Source organism: Streptomyces sp. NPDC058257, assembly GCF_042881845.1.
Lineage (GTDB): Bacteria > Actinomycetota > Actinomycetes > Streptomycetales > Streptomycetaceae > Streptomyces.
The window spans coordinates 154685-173475 of the sequence record NZ_JBHVXJ010000013.1 but is presented as its reverse complement, the minus strand read 5'-3'; the positions used below and the strand labels follow the sequence as shown (position 1 = coordinate 173475).

General features: G+C 71.1%; 18 protein-coding genes and 1 pseudogene. 13 read left to right on the top strand and 6 right to left on the bottom strand.

Translation table 11 applies throughout. The annotated features are described in order from the left end of the window. Positions 1-23 precede the first annotated feature (23 nt). The 3 genes from ACFVXC_RS28310 to ACFVXC_RS28300 are packed head-to-tail and all read left to right on the top strand — an operon-like array spanning position 24 to position 4032. On the top strand, positions 24-2087 hold the full coding sequence (locus ACFVXC_RS28310; RefSeq protein ID WP_389910442.1) for a putative cobaltochelatase: 2064 nt from the start codon (positions 24-26) through the stop codon (positions 2085-2087). Further along, positions 2087-2695, top strand: coding sequence for a cob(I)yrinic acid a,c-diamide adenosyltransferase (gene cobO, locus ACFVXC_RS28305; RefSeq protein ID WP_389910440.1), 609 nt, complete (start codon positions 2087-2089; stop codon positions 2693-2695). The genes ACFVXC_RS28310 and cobO overlap by 1 nt, the downstream gene beginning before the upstream one ends. Continuing rightward, positions 2689-4032 (top strand): cobyrinate a,c-diamide synthase, encoded by a 1344-nt coding sequence (locus ACFVXC_RS28300; RefSeq protein WP_389910437.1) that lies wholly within the window; start codon positions 2689-2691, stop codon positions 4030-4032. The genes cobO and ACFVXC_RS28300 overlap by 7 nt, the downstream gene beginning before the upstream one ends. A 64-nt stretch (positions 4033-4096) precedes the next feature. Here the strand turns inward: ACFVXC_RS28300 and ACFVXC_RS28295 are convergent, their stop codons facing one another. After that, positions 4097-4828 carry a ZIP family metal transporter gene (locus ACFVXC_RS28295; protein WP_389910435.1) on the bottom strand — a complete coding sequence of 244 codons (732 nt, stop codon included), beginning with the start codon at positions 4826-4828 and terminating at the stop codon, positions 4097-4099. 271 nt (positions 4829-5099) lie between these two features. On the opposite strand from ACFVXC_RS28295, the pseudogene ACFVXC_RS28290 reads away from it, so the two are divergent. From ACFVXC_RS28290 to cobC, 3 genes and pseudogenes are all read left to right on the top strand, one after another. Then, a pseudogene (locus tag ACFVXC_RS28290) lies at positions 5100-5477 on the top strand (cobalamin biosynthesis protein); the annotation flags it as partial. A gap of 86 nt (positions 5478-5563) precedes the next feature. Further along, positions 5564-6385 carry a sirohydrochlorin chelatase gene (locus tag ACFVXC_RS28285; RefSeq protein WP_389910433.1) on the top strand — a complete coding sequence of 274 codons (822 nt, stop codon included), beginning with the start codon at positions 5564-5566 and terminating at the stop codon, positions 6383-6385. Further along, positions 6375-7445 carry an Rv2231c family pyridoxal phosphate-dependent protein CobC gene (gene cobC, locus ACFVXC_RS28280; RefSeq protein ID WP_389910430.1) on the top strand — a complete coding sequence of 357 codons (1071 nt, stop codon included), beginning with the start codon at positions 6375-6377 and terminating at the stop codon, positions 7443-7445. The genes ACFVXC_RS28285 and cobC overlap by 11 nt, the downstream gene beginning before the upstream one ends. Positions 7446-7665: 220 nt before the next feature. On the opposite strand, the gene ACFVXC_RS28275 is transcribed toward cobC, so the two are convergent. Continuing rightward, positions 7666-8595, bottom strand: a complete 930-nt coding sequence (locus ACFVXC_RS28275; protein ID WP_389910428.1) for an SCO1860 family LAETG-anchored protein — start codon at positions 8593-8595, stop codon at positions 7666-7668. 338 nt (positions 8596-8933) lie between these two features. Further along, positions 8934-10022, bottom strand: coding sequence for an amidohydrolase family protein (locus ACFVXC_RS28270; protein WP_389910425.1), 1089 nt, complete (start codon positions 10020-10022; stop codon positions 8934-8936). 88 nt (positions 10023-10110) lie between these two features. Between ACFVXC_RS28270 and ACFVXC_RS28265 the strand changes: the two genes are divergently transcribed. The 6 genes from ACFVXC_RS28265 (at position 10111) to thpD (ending at position 15661) form a co-directional block, all read left to right on the top strand. Then, complete coding sequence (locus ACFVXC_RS28265; RefSeq protein ID WP_389910422.1) at positions 10111-11214, top strand: pyridoxal-phosphate-dependent aminotransferase family protein; 1104 nt, start codon at positions 10111-10113, stop codon at positions 11212-11214. Positions 11215-11346: 132 nt separating this feature from the next. After that, positions 11347-11871 (top strand): DinB family protein, encoded by a 525-nt coding sequence (locus ACFVXC_RS28260; protein WP_389910641.1) that lies wholly within the window; start codon positions 11347-11349, stop codon positions 11869-11871. 332 nt (positions 11872-12203) lie between these two features. Then, complete coding sequence (gene ectA / locus ACFVXC_RS28255; RefSeq protein ID WP_389910419.1) at positions 12204-12797, top strand: diaminobutyrate acetyltransferase; 594 nt, start codon at positions 12204-12206, stop codon at positions 12795-12797. Positions 12798-12873: 76 nt separating this feature from the next. Beyond that, the gene (gene ectB, locus ACFVXC_RS28250) at positions 12874-14145 is read left to right on the top strand and encodes a diaminobutyrate--2-oxoglutarate transaminase (protein WP_389910416.1); all 1272 of its coding nucleotides are present in this window, start codon (positions 12874-12876) and stop codon (positions 14143-14145) included. A gap of 53 nt (positions 14146-14198) precedes the next feature. Then, a complete protein-coding gene (locus ACFVXC_RS28245) occupies positions 14199-14603 on the top strand; it encodes an ectoine synthase (RefSeq protein WP_383273390.1) in 405 nt (134 codons plus the stop codon). Positions 14604-14761: 158 nt separating this feature from the next. Next, positions 14762-15661, top strand: a complete 900-nt coding sequence (gene thpD, locus ACFVXC_RS28240) for an ectoine hydroxylase (protein ID WP_389910413.1) — start codon at positions 14762-14764, stop codon at positions 15659-15661. Between the two features lie 73 nt (positions 15662-15734). On the opposite strand, the gene ACFVXC_RS28235 is transcribed toward thpD, so the two are convergent. Continuing rightward, positions 15735-16802, bottom strand: coding sequence for an alkene reductase (locus ACFVXC_RS28235; protein ID WP_389910410.1), 1068 nt, complete (start codon positions 16800-16802; stop codon positions 15735-15737). 142 nt (positions 16803-16944) lie between these two features. On the opposite strand from ACFVXC_RS28235, the gene ACFVXC_RS28230 reads away from it, so the two are divergent. Next, a complete protein-coding gene (locus ACFVXC_RS28230) occupies positions 16945-17442 on the top strand; it encodes a MarR family winged helix-turn-helix transcriptional regulator (protein WP_389910407.1) in 498 nt (165 codons plus the stop codon). Here ACFVXC_RS28230 and ACFVXC_RS28225 read toward each other — a convergent pair. Together ACFVXC_RS28225 and ACFVXC_RS28220 are read right to left on the bottom strand one after the other, a co-directional pair. Then, a complete protein-coding gene (locus tag ACFVXC_RS28225) occupies positions 17439-17654 on the bottom strand; it encodes a hypothetical protein (RefSeq protein ID WP_389910404.1) in 216 nt (71 codons plus the stop codon). The genes ACFVXC_RS28230 and ACFVXC_RS28225 overlap by 4 nt on opposite strands. Positions 17655-17694: 40 nt before the next feature. Then, positions 17695-18741, bottom strand: coding sequence for an aminotransferase class V-fold PLP-dependent enzyme (locus ACFVXC_RS28220; protein WP_389910401.1), 1047 nt, complete (start codon positions 18739-18741; stop codon positions 17695-17697). Between the last annotated feature and the right edge of the window lie 50 nt (positions 18742-18791).

Below are 18791 nucleotides of genomic sequence, written 5' to 3'. Positions count from 1 at the left end.
CTGAACCACGTAATGGAGGCCTTGTGAGTACCCCCTATCCGTTCACCGCCCTCGTCGGGCAGGACGACCTGCGGCTCGCCCTGCTGCTCAACGCCGTCTCGCCCGCCGTCGGCGGTGTGCTCGTGCGCGGGGAGAAGGGCACTGCCAAGTCCACCGCCGTGCGAGCCCTTTCGGCGTTGCTGCCGCAGGTGCCCGTCGTCGCCGGATGCCGCTTCTCCTGTGACCCGGCCGCCCCCGACCCCGCCTGCCCCGACGGTCCGCACGACGTCGGCGGCGCTTCGGTGCGGGACGCGCGGATGGTCGAACTGCCCGTAGGGGCCTCCGAGGACCGCCTCGTAGGGGCTCTCGACATCGAGCGGGCGCTCGCCGAGGGCGTGAAGGCCTTCGAGCCGGGTCTTCTCGCCGACGCCCACCGCGGCATCCTCTACGTCGACGAAGTCAACCTGCTGCACGACCACTTGGTCGACCTGCTGCTCGACGCGGCCGCCATGGGCGCCTCCTACGTCGAGCGCGAGGGCGTGTCCGTCCGGCATGCCGCGCGGTTCCTGCTCGTAGGCACCATGAACCCCGAAGAGGGCGAACTGCGCCCGCAGTTGCTCGACCGGTTCGGGCTCACCGTCGAGGTCGCCGCGTCGCGCGAGACCGATCAGCGGGTCGAGGTGGTGCGCCGACGGCTCGCGTACGACGACGACACGGAAGGGTTCGCCGCCCGGTGGCACGAGGACGAGTCCGCGCTGCGGGACCGGATCGTCGCGGCACGTGCGCTGCTTCCCCACGTGCGGCTCGGGGACGGCGCGTTGCGCCAGATCGCCGCGACCTGCGCGGCCTTCGAGGTCGACGGCATGCGGGCCGACATCGTGATGGCGCGTACGGCGACGGCTCTGGCCGCCTGGGCGGGGCGCGAGGACGTGCTCGCGGAGGACGTACGGCAGGCCGCTCTTCTCGCGCTTCCGCACCGGCGCCGTCGCAACCCCTTCGACGCGCCGGGCCTCGACGAGGACAAGCTGGACGACACGCTGGAGCAGAACGGCGACGACGACAACGACGGGGACGACGGGGGCGACGACCCCGAGCCCGACGGCGACGGTCCCGGTGGGGGCGGACAGCCGCCCCAGGAGGGGCCCGACGCCCCGGCGCCCGACGCACATGACGCCCCCGCCTCCGACACCGACGCCGGAACCGGGCAGGACCAGGACGACGACGCGTCCCCCGCGCGGGCTCCCGCGGCCGGTGGTGGCGGCGGTGAACAGCGGCCCGTGCAGGCCTCCGAGCCGTTCCGTACGAAGATGCTGAGCGTCCCCGGCCTCGGTGAGGGTGCCGCGGGGCGCCGGTCGAGGGCGCGGACCGAGCACGGGCGGACCACCGGGGCCCGGCGGCCTCAAGGGGCGCTCACCAAGCTGCACCTGGCGGCCACCGTGCACGCGGCTGCCCCGCATCAGCGGGCGCGGGGGCGCGTGGGGCGGGGGCTCGTCGTGCGGCGGGACGATCTGCGGCAGGCGACGCGGGAGGGGCGTGAGGGCAACCTCGTGCTCTTCGTCGTGGACGCCTCCGGGTCCATGGCCGCGCGGCAGCGGATGAGCGCCGTGAAGGGTGCGGTGCTCTCGCTGCTGCTCGACGCCTACCAGCGCCGGGACAAGGTCGGTCTTGTCACCTTCCGCGGGTCCGACGCCGAGGTGGCGTTGCCGCCGACCTCGTCCGTCGATGCTGCTGCCGCCCGGCTGGAGACGCTGCCCACGGGTGGGCGTACGCCGATCGCGGCCGGGCTGCTCAAGGCGCACGACGTACTGCGCGTCGAGCGGCTGCGGGATCCGGCGCGGCGTCCTCTGGTCGTGGTGGTCACGGACGGCCGGGCCACGGGAGGCGTGGAGCCGGTGGCCCGCGCGGGGCGTGCCGCGCGTCTCTTCGGGGCCGCCAACATCGCGTCCGTGGTCGTCGACTGCGAGTCGGGGCACATCCGGCTCGGGCTCGCCGGGCAGTTGGCGGGCGAGCTCGGCGGGACGGCCGTGACGCTCGACGAGCTGCGGGCGGACTCCATCGCCGGGCTCGTCAAGGACGTACAGGGAACTCAGATGAGGAGCGTGGCCTGATGCCGCAGGGACAGCCGAACGTGGTGCCGGACGACGGGCTCACCACGCGCCAGCGGCGCAACCGGCCGCTGGTCATGGTGCACACCGGGATCGGCAAGGGAAAGTCCACCGCCGCCTTCGGGCTCGCGCTGCGGGCCTGGAATCAGGGATGGCCCATCGGGGTCTTCCAGTTCGTGAAGTCGGCGAAGTGGAAGGTCGGTGAGGAGAATGCCCTCAAAGCGCTCGGCGCCAGCGACGAGGGCGGCCCCGTCGACTGGCACAAGATGGGCGAGGGCTGGTCGTGGATCCAGCGCGCGCCCGCCGAGGGCGAGCCCAGCCACGAGGACAAGGCCCGCGAGGGGTGGGAGCAGGTCAAGCGCGACCTCGCCGCTCAGACGTACTCGCTGTACGTCCTCGACGAGTTCGCCTATCTCCTGCACTGGGGGTGGATCGACGTGGACGAGGTGATCGAGGTTCTCCGGGACCGTCCAGGGCACCAGCACGTCATCATCACGGGGCGCAACGCACCGGAGGCCCTGGTCGAGTTCGCCGATCTCGTCACCGACATGTCCAAGGTCAAGCATCCGATGGACGCGGGGCAGAAGGGCCAGAGGGGCATCGAGTGGTAGCTCGGCTCGTCGTCGCCGCGCCGTCTTCCGGGAGCGGGAAGACGACCGTGGCCACGGGGTTGATGGCCGCGTTCTCCGCGGCGGGGCTCGCGGTGTCCCCGCACAAGGTGGGCCCCGACTACATCGACCCCGGGTATCACGCGCTGGCCACGGGCCGCCCCGGGCGGAATCTCGACGCGTACATGTGTGGGCCCCAGATGGTGGCGCCCTTGTTCAACCATGGGGCACACGGCTGCGATCTCGCCGTGGTCGAGGGTGTCATGGGGATGTACGACGGGGTCTCCGGGCAGGGTGAGCTCGCTTCCACCGCGCATGTGTCGAAGCTGCTCCGGGCGCCGGTGGTCCTTGTCGTCGACGCGTCGTCGCAGTCCCGCTCCGTCGCGGCGCTCGTGCACGGGTTCGCGTCCTGGGACCCGGAGGTGCGGCTCGGGGGCGTGATCCTCAACAAGGTGGGGTCCGCGCGGCACGAGGAGCTGCTGCGGGACGCGCTCGGCGAGTCCGGGGTGCCCGTGCTCGGCGCGCTCGGCCGGGTGCAGCAGGTCCGGGCGCCCTCGCGCCATCTGGGGCTCGTTCCGGTGGCCGAGCGGCAGGCCGAAGCCGTCGAATCGGTGGCCGCGCTGGCGTCCCGGGTGCGGGAGGGCTGCGATCTCGACGCGATTCTGGCGTTGGCGCGCAGTGCGCCCGCGATGACCGGTGAGACGTGGGCGCCGGAAGAGGTGCCGCGGGACGGTGGGCGTCGGCCGGTGGTCGCCGTCGCCGGCGGGGCCGCGTTCACCTTCTCCTACGCCGAACACACCGAGCTGCTCACGGCCGCGGGCGCGGACGTCGTCACCTTCGATCCGCTGCACGACGAGGAGCTGCCGCCCGGCACCGCGGGGCTGATCATCGGCGGCGGATTCCCCGAGGTGTACGCGCCCGAGCTCTCCGCCAACGAGCCGCTGCGGAAAGTCGTCGCCGATCTCGCGCTGAGCGGTGCGCCCGTCGCCGCCGAGTGCGCCGGGCTGCTCTATCTGACCCGGGAGCTGGACGGGAAGCCGATGTGCGGGGTGCTCGACGCCCGCTCCCACATGTCCGAGCGGCTCACGCTCGGGTACCGCGAGGCCGTCGCCGTGTCCGAGAGCCCGCTCGCGGTGGTCGGGACCCGGATGCGCGGGCACGAGTTCCACCGCACCGTCGTCGAGCCGGGCGCCGGCGCGGCTCCCGCCTGGGGGCTGCACTCCCCCGAGCGGCGCGTCGAAGGCTTCGTACAACAGGGTGTGCACGCGAGTTATCTGCACACGCACTGGGCCGCCGAGCCGGGTATCGCGCGCCGGTTCGTGGAGAGGTGCCGGGGATGAGCGGTACGCGGGCCGGGGGCGGCCGGAGCGGAAGTCTGTGACCTCGATCCACGCCATGGCCGCCTCACTCCGCGATGCCCACCACCAGCCAGATGAACGCCGCCCCCGCCACCGTGCACAGCAGCGTCGAGCGCGCCGGGTGCTCGTGGTGCGCCTCCGGCAGGATCTCCGCGGCGGCCAGGTAGAGCAGCGCGCCGCCGAAGAAGCCGAGATATCCCCCGAGCAGTTGCTCCGGAATGGTGAACAGGAGCGTCGACGCGGCGCCCACCACCGGGGCCACCGCGTCCGCGAAGAGCATCGCGAGGGCCTTGCGGCGGGCGTTCCCGTACAGACTGGTGAGCGTGTACGTGTTGAAGCCGTCAGCGAAGTCATGGGCGATGACCGCGAGCGCCACCGCCACGCCCATGCCGCCGCCCACCTGGAACGCGGCACCGATCGCGACACCGTCCATGACGCTGTGCCCGACCATCGCCCCGGCCGCTGTCATCCCCACCTGCGGGATCCGGCCGTTCGTGTCCTCGCCCGCCCCGTGGGCGGCCTGGCGGCCCGCGAGGAGGTGTTCCACCAGGTGCGCGGTGAGGAAGCCCGCCACGAACAGGAGGAGCGCCGCCGGTACCCCGAAGACGGGGCCGCCCGCGGCGTCCAGCGCCTCCGGCAGCAGGTCGAGACCGACCACGCCGAGCATCAGACCGCCCGCGAGCCCCAGGACGAGGTGGCGCCGGTCGGTGACCCGCTGGGCCGTCCAGCCGCCCACCAGGGTCATCACAAAGGCGCCGAGCGCCACGAACACCGCCATGCGCCCTTGCTAGCCGATTGCCCCCCTGCCCCGCACATCCACATCGGGCCCGCCGAGCGGACACCGGCCCGTTTCTGTCCCGTCTCTGTCCCGTTTCCGTCCCGTACGAGAGGAGCCCCCGCCCGTGACCGACGCCGAGGCCGCCATGGGCAAGGTCTCCCCTGCCGGGTCGGGGCCTTCCGGCCCCGCGGGGCCGGAAGGCATCGAACACACGAGGGAGGACGCAGAGGCAATCGGCCCGATGACGACATCCCCCGAACAGGTGGCGGCCGGTGGCTCCCTCGTGGTGGGCGTCGGTGCGAGCAGGGGCGCGCCCGCCGAAGAGGTCATCGGCCTCGTCGAGGAGACCCTCCGGGACGCGGGGCTCTGGCCCGCCCAGCTCGCCGCGCTGGCGACGCTCGACACGAAGGCCGAAGAGCCCGGCATCGTCGAGGCGGCGGCGCGGCTCGGGGTACCGGTCGTGTCGTACGCGGCCGACGAGTTGGCCGGTGTCGAGGTGCCGAACCCCTCCGACGCGCCGCTCGCCACCGTGGGTACGCCCTCTGTGGCGGAGGCCGCCGCGCTGTGCGGAGGCGGCGAACTCCTCGTGCCCAAGCGGAAGTCGGCACCCGGCGGCCGTGCACCCATGGTGACCTGTGCGATCGTGCGCTGCGGGCCCGCGCCGAACGCGGTGAACGCGCCGCCGGTGTCCGCACCTGATCCGAACGAAATAGGCAGAGCAATCAAGGAGTCCGAGTGACCACCCCGCCCGCACCGCTCCCCGCACTTCTCATCGCCGGACACGGCGCCCGGGACGAGGCCGGGGCGGCCGCTTTCCGGGGCTTCGTACAGGAGATCGCCCGCCGCAACCCCGAACTCCCGGTCGCCGGAGGCTTGATCGGGCTTTCGCCGCCGCCGTCACCGCCGTCGCCGCCCCCGTTGGCCGACGCGGTCACCGACCTCGTCGACCGGGGCGTGAAACGTTTCGCTTCCGTACCGCTGACGCTGGCGCCGGACGAGCACGCCACGGGCGACATCCCCGTGGCGCTCACCCGTGAGCAGGAGCGCCACCCCGGCATCTCGTACACCCACGGCCGCCCGCTCGGCCCGCACCCCTCGCTCCTGAACGTCCTCGGCCGTCGCCTGGACGAGGCACTCGGCGGCTCGGCCCGCCGCACGCCGCAGGACCGCGCGAACGTCACGGTGCTGCTCGTGGGCCGCGGTTCGACCGACCCGGAGGCCAACGCCGAGGTGCACAAGGCGGCTCGGCTGCTGTGGGAGGGGCGCGGTTACGCGGGTGTGGAGACGGCGTTCGTGTCGCTCGCGGCGCCGGACGTGCCGTCGGGGCTCGACCGCTGCGTACGTCTGGGCGCGCAGCGGATCGTCGTCCTGCCCTACTTCCTGTTCACCGGCACCCTGCCCGAGCGGGTCCTCCAGCAGACGGAGGGCTGGGCGGCGGCGCACCCCGGGATCGAGGTGCGCTCGGCGGACGTGATCGGCCCCGAGGAGGAGCTGCTCGACCTCGTCATGGAGCGCTACCGGGAGGCGGTCGGCGGCGATGACGCGCATGCCCACTGAGTACGACGCCGAGTACGACGGCGGGCCGGACCTGCGCCACCACGGGGACGCGGAGGTCCGCGGCGCCGTCGGCCTCACCGACCTCGCGGTCAACGTCCGCGCGAACACCCCGCCCGCCTGGCTCAAGCGGCACCTCGCCGCCTCGCTCGACGGTCTGGCCGCGTATCCGGACGGCCGGGCGGCGCGGGCGGCGGTGGCGGCGCGGCACGGCGTGGCCCCCGACCGGGTGCTGCTCACGTCGGGCGCGGCGGAGGCGTTCGTGCTCCTCGCGCGCGCCCTGAAGGTGCGTCAGCCCGTGGTGGTCCACCCGCAGTTCACCGAACCGGAGGCGGCGCTGCGGGACGCGGGGCATGTGGTGGGGCGGGTGCTGCTGCGGGAGGAGGACGGGTTCCGCCTTTCGGGGGCGACGGTCCCACAGGATGCCGATCTGGTCGTGATCGGCAACCCGACGAACCCGACATCGGCCCTTCACCCGGCCGCCTCGATCGCCGAACTCGCCCGCCCCGGTCGGTACGTGGTGGTGGATGAGGCTTTCATGGACGCGGTACCGGGTGAGCGGGAGGCGCTGGCGGGCCGTACGGACGTGCCCGGCCTCGTGGTGCTGCGCAGCCTCACCAAGACATGGGGTCTGGCGGGGCTGCGGATCGGCTACGTCCTGTCCGACCCGGAGACGATCGCGACGCTGGCCGCGGCTCAGCCCTTGTGGCCGGTGTCCTCTCCCGCGCTCGCGGCGGCGGAGGCATGCGTGGCGCCCGCGGCGCTGGCCGAGGCGTCCGACGCGGCCCTGCGGATCTCCGCCGATCGGACCCATCTCCTGGACGGACTGAGGGAGTTCGCCTCCCACGGGGTGCGGGCCGTGGAGCCCGCCGAGGGCCCCTTCATCCTGCTCCGGGCCCCCGACGCCCCGGCCCTGCGCGAACGGCTGCGGGAGCGGGGGTTCGCGTTGCGGCGGGGGGATACGTTTCCGGGGCTCGGGGCCCAGTGGCTGCGGGTGGCGGTGCGTGATCCGGGGACGACGGATCGGTTGCTGGGGGCGTTGAGGGCGGTGCTGGGGAGGTAGTGGTGACGGTGCTGGGGAGGTAGTGGTGACGGTGCTGGGCAGGTAGTGGTGACGGTGCTGGGGATGGTCGTAGCGGTCGAAACCGCGCGAGTCCCCAACCCCGCCCCTTACCCAAACCGGTGCCTGCGCCCCGCCCCTGCCGAAAACCGTGCCGGAGCCCCGGACCTGCCCGTGCCGGAGCCCCGGACCCCGCTCCGCAGACGCCGGAGTGGCTGGGCACTCAGCCCTTACGCACCCGCCGAGCCATGACCACCGCGCCACCACCCGCGGCGAGCAGCATCACGCCGCCACCCACGAGATACGGCGTCGACGAGTTCCCCCCGGTCTCGGCGAGGTTCGCCCCGGCGGGCTTCTCCGGCTTCGCGACCACCGGCTTCTCGCCGGTACCACCCTGCGGCTTCACCGGCGGAGCCGAAGGCTTCGCCGCCACAGGCGCCTCGCACGACGCGCCGGCGAGCGTCACCGTCCCCTCGACCTCCGCGACATTCAGCTTCAGGGGGTTCACGGACACCTTCAGCTCCAGCGCGGTGGCCGCCGCCGTACGCGATGTCGTGTGCGTCTTCGACAGGTCGAGCCGCACCTCTCCGACTCCCGGCACCTCCACATGGGTCGTCCCCCCCGCCGACAGCGTGACCTTCTTGCCGAGCACCGTCACTCCGCCCAGCAGGTTCGCCTCGGCGACCGGTCGCTCGCCCGCCACGCAGATCGCCTTGGACGTCACCTGCTCGACCTCGATCAGTGACAGCAGCGGAAGGCCCGGCACGTGCACCTTCGCCCGTGCGATGTTGCTGTAGCCCTCCGCCTTCCCGCCCTCGACGGTCGCCTTCGCGGTGGCGACGTCCGCCCGCAGCACGCTGAACGGCTGCCCGCCGTCGACTCCGTTCAGCTCGGCGGTGAGCGCGGTCCTGTCGGCGCTGGCCGGCGCCTGTACTTCGTTGAGCGCGACCTTGAGCGGGACGTTCAAGGTCTTGTTGAGCAGGGATACGTCGAGCCCGGTGCGCAGCACGACGGCGTTCGCGCGGCCCTTGTCGCCGCCCGTGGCCGAGGCGGACCCCGCGGTGGCGAGCGCCGCGGGACCCGCGAGGAGAACCGTGGCGGTGGCGATCACGCCGAGGCGGCGTGCGGGCAGGCGGAAGGCATTGCTGTTCAAGGTGGTGGAACCCCCACGAGAGTTACGGAGCCGCCGGAAGCCTCGCGCTTCGCTGGATGGGGACATCGCTGGAGCGCGACACCGGCAACATCGACAGGGGGAATCTTTACGCACTGAGAGTGAATAGCCAGCGACGAAGCGTGAGTTCACTCCAAAGGGAGGTTTCCGCCCCTGCTTTCGAATCTTCCGGCACGTACGTTCCCCACAGCCACCCGAGCAACTCCCTGGCTCGAACACGCCGGTTGACGCGGCTGGCATGGCCGAATCGTGTGCAACGAACCGAGGGCCCTACACGTAACGCTCCGTCAACGTGGCTCCCCCGCTGAGCCCGGCCCTGCCTACCCCACGACCCGCCCGTTGAGGACCACCCGCCGAGGCGCCGCCAACACCCCCACGTCCTCCCGGGGATCGGCCCCGTACACCACCAGGTCCGCCGGCGCCCCCTCCACCAGGCCGGGGCGCCCCAGCCAGGACCTCGCCCCCCATGTCGTCGCCGAGAGCGCGTCCACCGCCGGGATCCCGGCGTGCCTCAGTTCGGCCACCTCGGCCGCGACCAGGCCGTGGGCCAGTGAGCCGCCCGCGTCCGTGCCCGCGTACACCGGCACCCCCGCGTCGTACGCGGCCCGAACCGTGTCGTAGCGGCGCTCGTACAGGCGCCGCATGTGCCGTGACCACTTGGGGAACTTCGATTCGCCGCCGTCGGCCAACTGCGGGAACGTCGCGATGTTCACCAGTGTCGGGACGATCGCCACGCCCCGTTCGGCGAAGAGCGGGATGGTGTCCTCGGTCAGGCCCGTGGCGTGCTCGACGCAGTCGATGCCCGCCTCCACCAGGTCGCGCAGAGAGTCCTCGGCGAAGCAGTGCGCCGTCACCCGCGCGCCCAGGCGGTGCGCCTCGGTGATCGCCGCCTCCACCTCGGCACGCGGCCAGCACGCCGTCAGGTCTCCCGCGTCGCGGTCGATCCAGTCGCCGACCAGCTTGACCCAGCCGTCGCCGCGCCGGGCCTCCTGGGCGACGTACGCGACGAGGTCGGACGGCTCGATCTCGTGGGCGTAGTTGCGGATGTAGCGGCGCGTGCGCGCGATGTGGCGGCCCGCGCGGATGATCTTCGGGAGGTCCTCGCGGTCGTCGATCCAGCGCGTGTCGGAGGGGGAGCCCGCGTCGCGGATCAGGAGGGTGCCGATCTCGCGGTCGGTCAGTGCCTGCTTCTCCGCCACGTCCGGCTCCACCGGGCCGTGCGTGTCCAGGCCCACGTGGCAGTGCGCGTCGACCAGGCCGGGGAGCGTCCAGCCGTCGATCGTGACGTCCGGCGCCGCCGACGGGCGGTCGTACGTCACCCTGCCCCCGACCACCCACAATTCGTCCCGGACCTCGTCCGGTCCGACGAGCACCCGCCCCTTCACGTGCAGCACCGTGTGATCGCTCATGTACAGCAGCTTAGGAGCCTGTCGGTACGCTCGGACCGGCAGCCCGAACGAACTCGTGAGCGAAGTGAGCAGCGAAGTGAGCAGCACCGTGACGACGCATCCATTCCTTGACCTGGCCCCCTTGAGCGCCCGGCACTTCGCCTCCATCGAGGAGCGCGTCGCCGGGCTGCTCTCCACCTCGCAGGACGTCGTGATCATGCAGGGCGAGGCGCTGCTGCCCCTGGAGGGCTGTATCCGGGGTGCGGCGCGCCCCGGCACGACCGCGCTGAACGTCATCACCGGGCCCTACGGGCAGACCTTCGGGAACTGGCTGCGCGACTGCGGGGCGACCGTCGTCGATCTCGCCGTCCCCTTCCACACCGCCGTGACCGCCGAGCAGGTCCGCGCGGCCCTCGCCGCGCATCCCGAGATCGACTTCGTCTCGCTCGTCCACGCCGAGGCCGCGACCGGCAACACCAATCCCGTCGCCGAGATCGGTGAGGTCGTCACCGAGCACGGCGCCCTGTTCATGCTCGACGCCGTCGCCTCGGTGGCCGCCGAGCCGCTGCTCCCTGACGCGTGGGGCGTGGACCTGTGCGTGATCGGCGCCCAGAAAGCGATGGGCGGCCCCGCGGGCGTCTCCGCCGTCTCCGTGAGCGAGCGGGCCTGGACCCGCCTCGCCGCCAATCCGCAGGCGCCGCGCCGCTCGTACCTCTCCCTCCTCGACTGGAAGGAGCGGTGGATCGACGGCGGGCGCAAGGCGCTCCTTCACGCCCCGGCGCAGCTGGAGATGCTCGCCCTCGAAGCGTGCGTGGAGCGCATCGAGGCCGAGGGTCTCGACGCGCTGATGGCGCGGCACGCCACCGCCGCCGCGGCGACCCGCGCGGGTGCGATCGCGCTCGGCGGCGGCCTTGAGCCGTACGTCCTTCAGGCGGGGGACGCCGCTCCGGTCGCCACGACGCTGCGCGCCCCCGAGGGGGTCGACGCCTCGGTGCTCGTCGCCAAGGCGCTCTCCGCCGACCCGGTGCTTCCGCTGGTCGCCGGTGGCGGCGCGCTGGCCAAGGAGATGATCCGGGTCAACCACTACGGGCCTGACGCGACCCGTGGCGTCGTGCACGCCTCGCTCGCCGCCCTGGGCGCCGCGATGGGCGAGGCCGGACTCGCGGTCGACCTCGAAGCGGCACGACGTGCGGTGACGGCCGCCTGGCAGTAGCCGAGCGGTGGACGAGCGGTAGGTGACCGCTCATTTCTGCCCACTGCCCCGGCCCGCCATGCCCACAGCGCCCGCGCCAAGCTCACAGCGAACAGCGAGCGCCCACACGGCGGGAGTGGCAGCGTGAGCGCCATGACCACGCTCCCGGACGGCCGCCCCGTGCCCGACCCGACCGCCGGCGAGCCCGCGATGCTGATGGGCTGGCTCGATTTCCATCGCGAGACGCTCGCGGTGAAGTGCACGGGGCTCGATGACGCACAGACCCGTGTCGCCGCGGTCCCGTCCTCGTCGCTGACCCTGCTCGGCCTCGTGCAGCATCTGGCCGAGGTGGAGCGGAACTGGTTCCAGCGCGTGCTCGCCGGCCAGGACGTCCCGCCGGTGCACGAGGACGGGGCCGGAGGCTTCGCTCTGGCCCCGGAGCGGACGTACGCCCAGGCTCTGGCCTTGTGGCGGCGCGAGGTGGCGGTGAGCCGGAAGCTCTGCGAGGGACGGTCACTGGACGGGGTGGGGCGGCTGAGCGAGCGGGAGGCGGCCGTGACGGGCAGTGCCGAGGTCAGCCTGCGCTGGATCCTGGTCCACCTCATCGAGGAGTACGCGCGGCACAACGGCCACGCCGATCTTCTCAGGGAGGCAATCGACGGGGTGACGGGGCCTTAAACGCTCTACGTAAATTCACGGACGCATTCTCACCGCTTCATTATCCACTTTATCAGCACAGCTTTCCGTATTCTTCTTCCCGCTTTTCGGAGACCTAAACACTAAGGTTTCGACAACGGTAAGTCTCACAATTCGGACACGCTTCGAGGGAGTTACGGTTCTGTGACGTACTCCACATAGTGTCCGCTATGAACCCTATGACCCCCTCAAATCAGGCCATTTCGCCGGGGATTCCTGCGGGCGCGCACCCACGCGTGATAACACATAGGGCTCTCTTACGTAACCCCTTCCGGCGATGCAATTAAAGAAATTGCTCGGTAAATTCAATCCGCATGACCGCTGCACAAGCCGATGTACCGACCGACCTGGAAGCGAATTCCCTGAAAATGCCCGAGGGGCTGCGCCTCGACACCCCCGACGTCGCCGACGGCGCCGCAATCTGGCGGATCGCGCGCGACTCGAAGGTGTTGGACCTCAACTCCTCGTACAGCTACCTGCTGTGGTGTCGCGACTTCGCGGCGACCTCGGTGGTGGCCCGGGACGCGAACGGTGAGCCCGCCGGGTTCATCACCGGCTACATCCGGCCCGAGCGGCCACGCACCCTGGTGGTCTGGCAGGTGGCCGTCGACCAGGCACAACGGGGCCGCGGCCTCGCCGGTGCGCTGCTGGACGGGCTGACCTCGAAGGTCGCCGCCGACCGGGAGCTGGTCTCGGTCGAGACGACCATCACGCCGGACAACAAGCCGTCCGAGCGGCTGTTCACCTCGTACGCACAGCGCCACGGCGCGTCGGTCGAGCGCACCGTGCTCTTCGACGCGGGGCTCTTCCCCGAAGAGGGGCACGAGCCCGAGGTCCTGTTCCTCATAGAGCCTGTCACCGAGTCCGGGAAAGCCGCGCAGAACAAGCCGGTCAAGCCAGTCGGCTGAGTTACGCCGCACTTCCCCCCACGCACCACCTGTCACCCCCCACTCCCAAGTCTTTCCATCTCCCAGGAGATCTGCTGTGACCATCACCCAGCCCGACCTGAGCGTCTTCGAGACCCTGGAGTCGGAGGTGCGCAGCTACTGCCGCGGTTGGCCCACTGTCTTCGACCGTGCGCAGGGCAGCCGCATGTTCGACGAGGACGGCCACTCGTACCTCGACTTCTTCGCCGGGGCCGGCTCGCTCAACTACGGCCACAACAACCCGGTCCTCAAACGCGCCCTGATCGACTACCTGGAGCGCGACAGCGTCGTCCACGGCCTGGACATGTCCACGGTCGCCAAGCGCGCGTTCCTGGAGTCGTTCCAGAACATCATCCTGCGCCCGCGTGACCTGCCGTACAAGGTCATGTTCCCGGGCCCGACGGGCACCAACGCCGTCGAGTCCGCGCTGAAGCTGGCCCGCAAGGTCAAGGGCCGCGAGTCCATCGTGTCGTTCACGAACGCCTTCCACGGCATGTCGCTCGGCTCGCTCGCGGTGACCGGCAACGCCTTCAAGCGCGCCGGCGCCGGCATCCCGCTGGTGCACGGCACGCCGATGCCGTTCGACCGCTACTTCGACGGCCAGACCCCCGACTTCATCTGGTTCGAGCGTCTGCTCGAAGACCAGGGCTCCGGCCTCAACCAGCCCGCCGCCGTGATCGTCGAGACGGTCCAGGGCGAGGGCGGCATCAACGTCGCCCGCGCCGAGTGGCTCCGCAAGCTCGCCGACGTGTGCGAGCGCTGGGACATGCTGCTCATCGTCGACGACATCCAGATGGGCTGCGGCCGTACCGGCGCGTTCTTCTCCTTCGAGGAGGCGGGCATCACGCCGGACATCGTGACGGTGTCCAAGTCCATCAGCGGCTACGGCATGCCGATGGCGCTGACGCTGTTCAAGCCCGAGCTCGACGTCTGGGAGCCGGGCGAGCACAACGGCACCTTCCGCGGCAACAACCCGGCGTTCGTCACGGCCGCCGCCGCCCTGGAGACCTACTGGTCCGACGGCCCGGCCATGGAGAAGCAGACCCGTGCCCGCGGCGAGCAGGTCGAAGAGGCCTTCGCCGCCATCGCCGACGAGAACCCCGGCGCCATCAAGGAGTACCGCGGCCGCGGTCTCGTCTGGGGCATGGAGTTCATCGACAAGACACGTGCGGGCGCCATCGCGAAGCGCGCCTTCGAACTCGGTCTGCTCATCGAGACATCCGGCCCCGAGAGCGAGGTCGTCAAGCTCCTTCCGGCGCTGACGATCACCGCCGACGAGCTGGACGAAGGCCTTCGCACGCTCGCCCGTGCGGTGCGCGAGACCGCCTGAGCGGCCCCCGCGCCGCGTCGTCACCCCCGTAAGAGAAAAGGAACTGATTCACCGTGATCGTCCGTTCGTTCAAGGACATTGAAGGCACCGACCGGCACGTCAAGTCCGCGTCGGGCACCTGGGAGAGCAAGCGCATCGTCCTCGCCAAGGAGCGGGTGGGCTTCTCGGTCCACGAGACCATCCTGTACGCGGGTACGGAGACGTCGATGTGGTACGCGAACCACATCGAGGCCGTCGTGTGCACCAAGGGCGAGGCCGAGCTGACCGACGACACGACCGGCAAGAAGTACACGATCACACCGGGGACCATGTACCTGCTCGACGGGAACGAGAAGCACACGATGCGGATCAAGGAGGACTTCCACTGCATCTGTGTCTTCAACCCGCCCGTCACCGGTCGTGAGGACCACGACGAGAACGGCGTATACCCGCTCCTGACGGAGCCGGAGCCGGCCTGAAAAACTGAAGTGCCGGAGCCGGGGCCGCTTCTGCCCCGGCTCCGTGCCGCAGGGCTGGAGCAACACGCCCCCTGAATCTCCCCCGCCGCCCTCTTCCTCTGGGCGGCGGGGGTGTACATCCCGGAAAGGGCCGTACGAGAGGAGAGGCAGGCAACACCATGACCACCGCACCCGAACGCACCGCCGATCTGTACCCGACACGAGGCGCCGAAGAGGTCCTCATCGAACGCAAGGACCCCGTCGTGTGGTCCGAGCCGGGTACACCGGGGCCCATCGTGGCCGACGAACTGGCGGGGTTCGAACGGGACGGATTCCTGGCGATCGACCAGCTCATCACCCCGGACGAGGTGGGCGTCTACCTCGCCGAGCTCACGCGGTTGATCGATGACCCCACGATGCGGGCGGACGAGCGCTCCATCGTGGAGCCGCGTTCCCAGGAGATCCGGACAATCTTTGAGGTGCACAAGATCAGCGAGCTGTTCGCGAAGCTCGCTGCCGATCCGAGGGTGGTGGGGCGGGCCCGGCAGATCCTGGGTTCCGACGTCTACGTCCACCAGTCCCGGATCAACGTCAAGCCTGGCTTCGGGGCCTCGGGGTTCTACTGGCACTCGGACTTCGAGACCTGGCACGCCGAGGACGGCCTCGCGAACATGCGGACCGTCTCGGTCTCGATCGCGCTCACCAAAAATCACGACACCAACGGCGGCCTCATGATCATGCCGGGGTCGCACAAGACGTTCCTCGGCTGTGAAGGCGCGACGCCGAAGGACAACTACAAGCGGTCCCTGCAGATGCAGGACGCGGGCATTCCCTCGGACGAGACGCTCACGGACCTCGCCTCGGAGTACGGCATCCGGCTCTTCACCGGTGAGGCGGGTTCCGCGACCTGGTTCGACTGCAATGCCATGCACGGTTCGGGGGACAACATCACGCCGTTCCCGCGCAGCAACGTCTTCATCGTGTTCAACAGTGTGGAGAACACGGCGGTGGAGCCGTTCGCGGCGCCGATCCGGCGGCCGGATTACATTGGGGCTCGGGACTTCACTCCGGTGAAGTAAGCAGTCTCGTATGAGAATTGGCCCGGCACCTTGGAGTGCCGGGCCAAGCTTGGTTGCGAGGTCCGGGTCGTGGTTACAGCGCCGGGTAGTCCGTGTAGCCCTTCTCCGTACCGCCGAAGTACGTCGCCGTGTCAGGGGTGTTGTACGGGCCCGAGGCCCTGAGGCGGGCCGGCAGGTCGGGGTTGGCCAGGAACAGCGCGCCGAACGCCACGATGTCCGCGGTGCCGTCCTCGACGAGGGCGAGAGCGTCGGGACCGGTGGGGCCCTCGGTGACGGGGTTCAGGATGAAGGTTCCGTCGAAGCTCCCGCGCAGGGTGGTCGTCAGGTCGCGGATCGGACCCACCTCCACGACGTGCAGGTATGCCAGGTCCAGGGCGCTGAGCTCCTTCACCAGGGCGGTGTACGTCGCCTCGAGCCCGTCCTCGGGCTCGGAGATGCTGTTGAAGGGGTTGCCGGGCGAGACGCGCAGGCCGGTGCGGGCTGCGCCGATCTCGGCGGAGACGGCCCTCGCGGTCTCGACCGCGAAGCGGATGCGGTTCTCCGGGGTGCCGCCCCACTCGTCGGTGCGCCGGTTCGAGCCGGGGGCCAGGAACTGTTGGATCAAGTAGCCGCTGGCGCCGTGCAGTTCGACTCCGTCGAAGCCCGCGTCGATCGCGTTGCGGGCCGCCGTCGCGAAGTCGCCGATGGTGGCGCGGATCTCGTCGCCGGTCAGTTCGCGGGGTGTGACGAAGTCCTTCGGGCCCTCGGCCGTGTACACCTGGCCCTCGGCCGCGATGGCCGACGGGGCGACGTTCACCAGGCCTTCGGGGAAGAGTATGGGATGGCCGACGCGGCCCGCGTGCATGAGCTGGGCGAAGATCCGGCCACCGGCGGCGTGGACGGCGGAGGTGACCTTGCGCCAGGACTCGATCTGCTCGTCGGAGTGCAGGCCCGGGGTGTCCGGGTAGCCCTGGCCGATGACCGAGGGCTGGATGCCCTCCGTGATGATCAGCCCGGCCGAGGCGCGCTGGGCGTAGTACTCGGCGGTGAGCTCCGTGGCAGTGGCACCCGCGCCCGCGCGGCTTCGGGTCATCGGGGCCATGGCGATGCGGTTGCTGAGCGGCGTGCCGGAGAGGTCGAGCGAGTCGAAAGCGGTGGTCATCAGGGGGCTCCCAGGGGATGCTGCGGATTACCGTCCGAGGTAATTGGTCGGCCAATCAATTGAACCGAGCGCCACCCTAACTCATTCCTTGGCCGGCCAAGCTAATCTGGTGGGGCCGGACCGCGACCACTCAGGAGTACCGATGAAAGCCTCGGCCGAACCCGCCTGTACCGAGCTCCCCACCGCCCAGCGGCGGGGACCTGTCAGCCACACCATCAGCCGGGTGGCCCGGCTGCACCGGAACGCGGCGGGCAGGGTGCTGAGGAAGGTCGGGCTCTACCCCGGCCAGGAGTTCGTGATGATGTACCTGTGGGACTCGGGACCCGCGCGGCAGTCGGACATCATCAAGGCGGTCGGCCTTGATCCGTCGACGGTCACGAAGATGCTGCAGCGCCTTGAGCAGGCCGGACACGTCCAGCGCCGCCCGGACCCGGACGATCGTCGCGGGGTCCTCGTGGAGGCCACGGAGGCGAGCTGCGGGTTGCTGACAGAGGTGGAGCACGCCTGGGGAGACCTTGAGGACCAGACGCTGGCGGGCCTCGGCAAGACGGACCGGGCGGAGCTGACGCGGCTGCTCGGCCTGGTGGAGACGAACCTGTGCGGGGAGACGGCGGAGCCGACGGGGTGTGGTGAGGCTTAGAGCCAGGCCGGCGACGCCGCTCGGGCCAGGACCTGGTCCGCGGCGGACACGCTGCCGCGGACTCCCCTGGGGACCCCCGCGGGGTCGACCCGCCCGCCCATGAGCGGGCAGAAGTCCACCGGCCCCAGGACCAGCTCCGCCCGCACCGCTGCCCAGGACCCACGATGCTCCGCCCGCACCGGCTCCGCACCGCTGCCCAGGGCCCACGGCACCTCGTCCCCCTTGCCCCCCCCCGGCCCGGCGCGCCAGGGGTCAGCCGGAGAGCACGTCGAGGATCCGGTCCACGTCCGCCTCCGTGTTGTACAGGTGGAACGAGGCTCGCAGGTGTCCCGCGCGCGCGGCCGTGATGATCCCGGCCCGCCTCAGCTCGGGTTCCTTGTCGGCGAGGCCGGGGACGGAGACGATGGGGGACCCGCCGGGCACCGGCTCGTGGCCCAGGTCCGCGAGTCCCGCACGGTAGCGGGCCGCGAGCGCGGTGTCGTGGGCGTGCACCGCCTCGATTCCGGTCTCCTCCAGGTAGGCCAGGGACTGCGCCGCGCCGTGGTACGCGAGGAAGGCGGGGGGCTCGTCGAAACGGCGGGCGTCGGGGGCCAGTTCCGAGAGCGGCCCGTAGGTGGAGTTCCAGGTGTCCGCCGCCGCCATCCAGCCGGCGTGCAGCGGGACGAGGGACTCCTGCGCCTCCTCGCTCACGGTCAGGAACGACGTGCCGCGCGGGCAGAGCAGCCACTTGAAGGCGCCGGTGACGGTGTAGTCGTACGGACTCGCGTCAAAGGGCAGCCAGCCCGCGGCCTGTGTGGCGTCGTTGAGGACGCGGGCTCCGTGGGCGGCCGCGGCCGCACGTACCGCCGTGTCGTCGGCGAGACGGCCGTCGGCCGACTGCACGGCGGAGTAGACGACGAGGGCCGTGGTGGGGCGGACCGCCTCGGCGAGTTCCTCAAGGGGTACGTAGCGGATCTTGAGGTCGCCGCGCACCACGAAGGGATTGATGATCGAGCTGAACTCCCCCTCGGGGAGCAGGATTTCGGAGCCCGGCCGCTGCGCCGCCGCGATCAGTCCGCAGTGGACGGCGACCGAGCCGCCGTTGGCCACCCGTGAGCGGTCCACACCGACAAGCCGTGCGAAAGCCTCACGGGCGGCGTTCACGATCCCGAAGTCACCCGAGCCGCCGCCCGCGCCCATGCCGTTCTCGGCCGCGAGGCGTTGGATCGCCTCGACCGCGCGGGCAGGCAGCAGGCCGCTTTTCGCCGTGTCCAGATACGTCGACGTGGGCGCGAACTCGGCGCCGTTGATGATCCCCATGGCATCAACTCTCGCGCCCGTTCACGCCCACGTCCATCACGCATACGGGG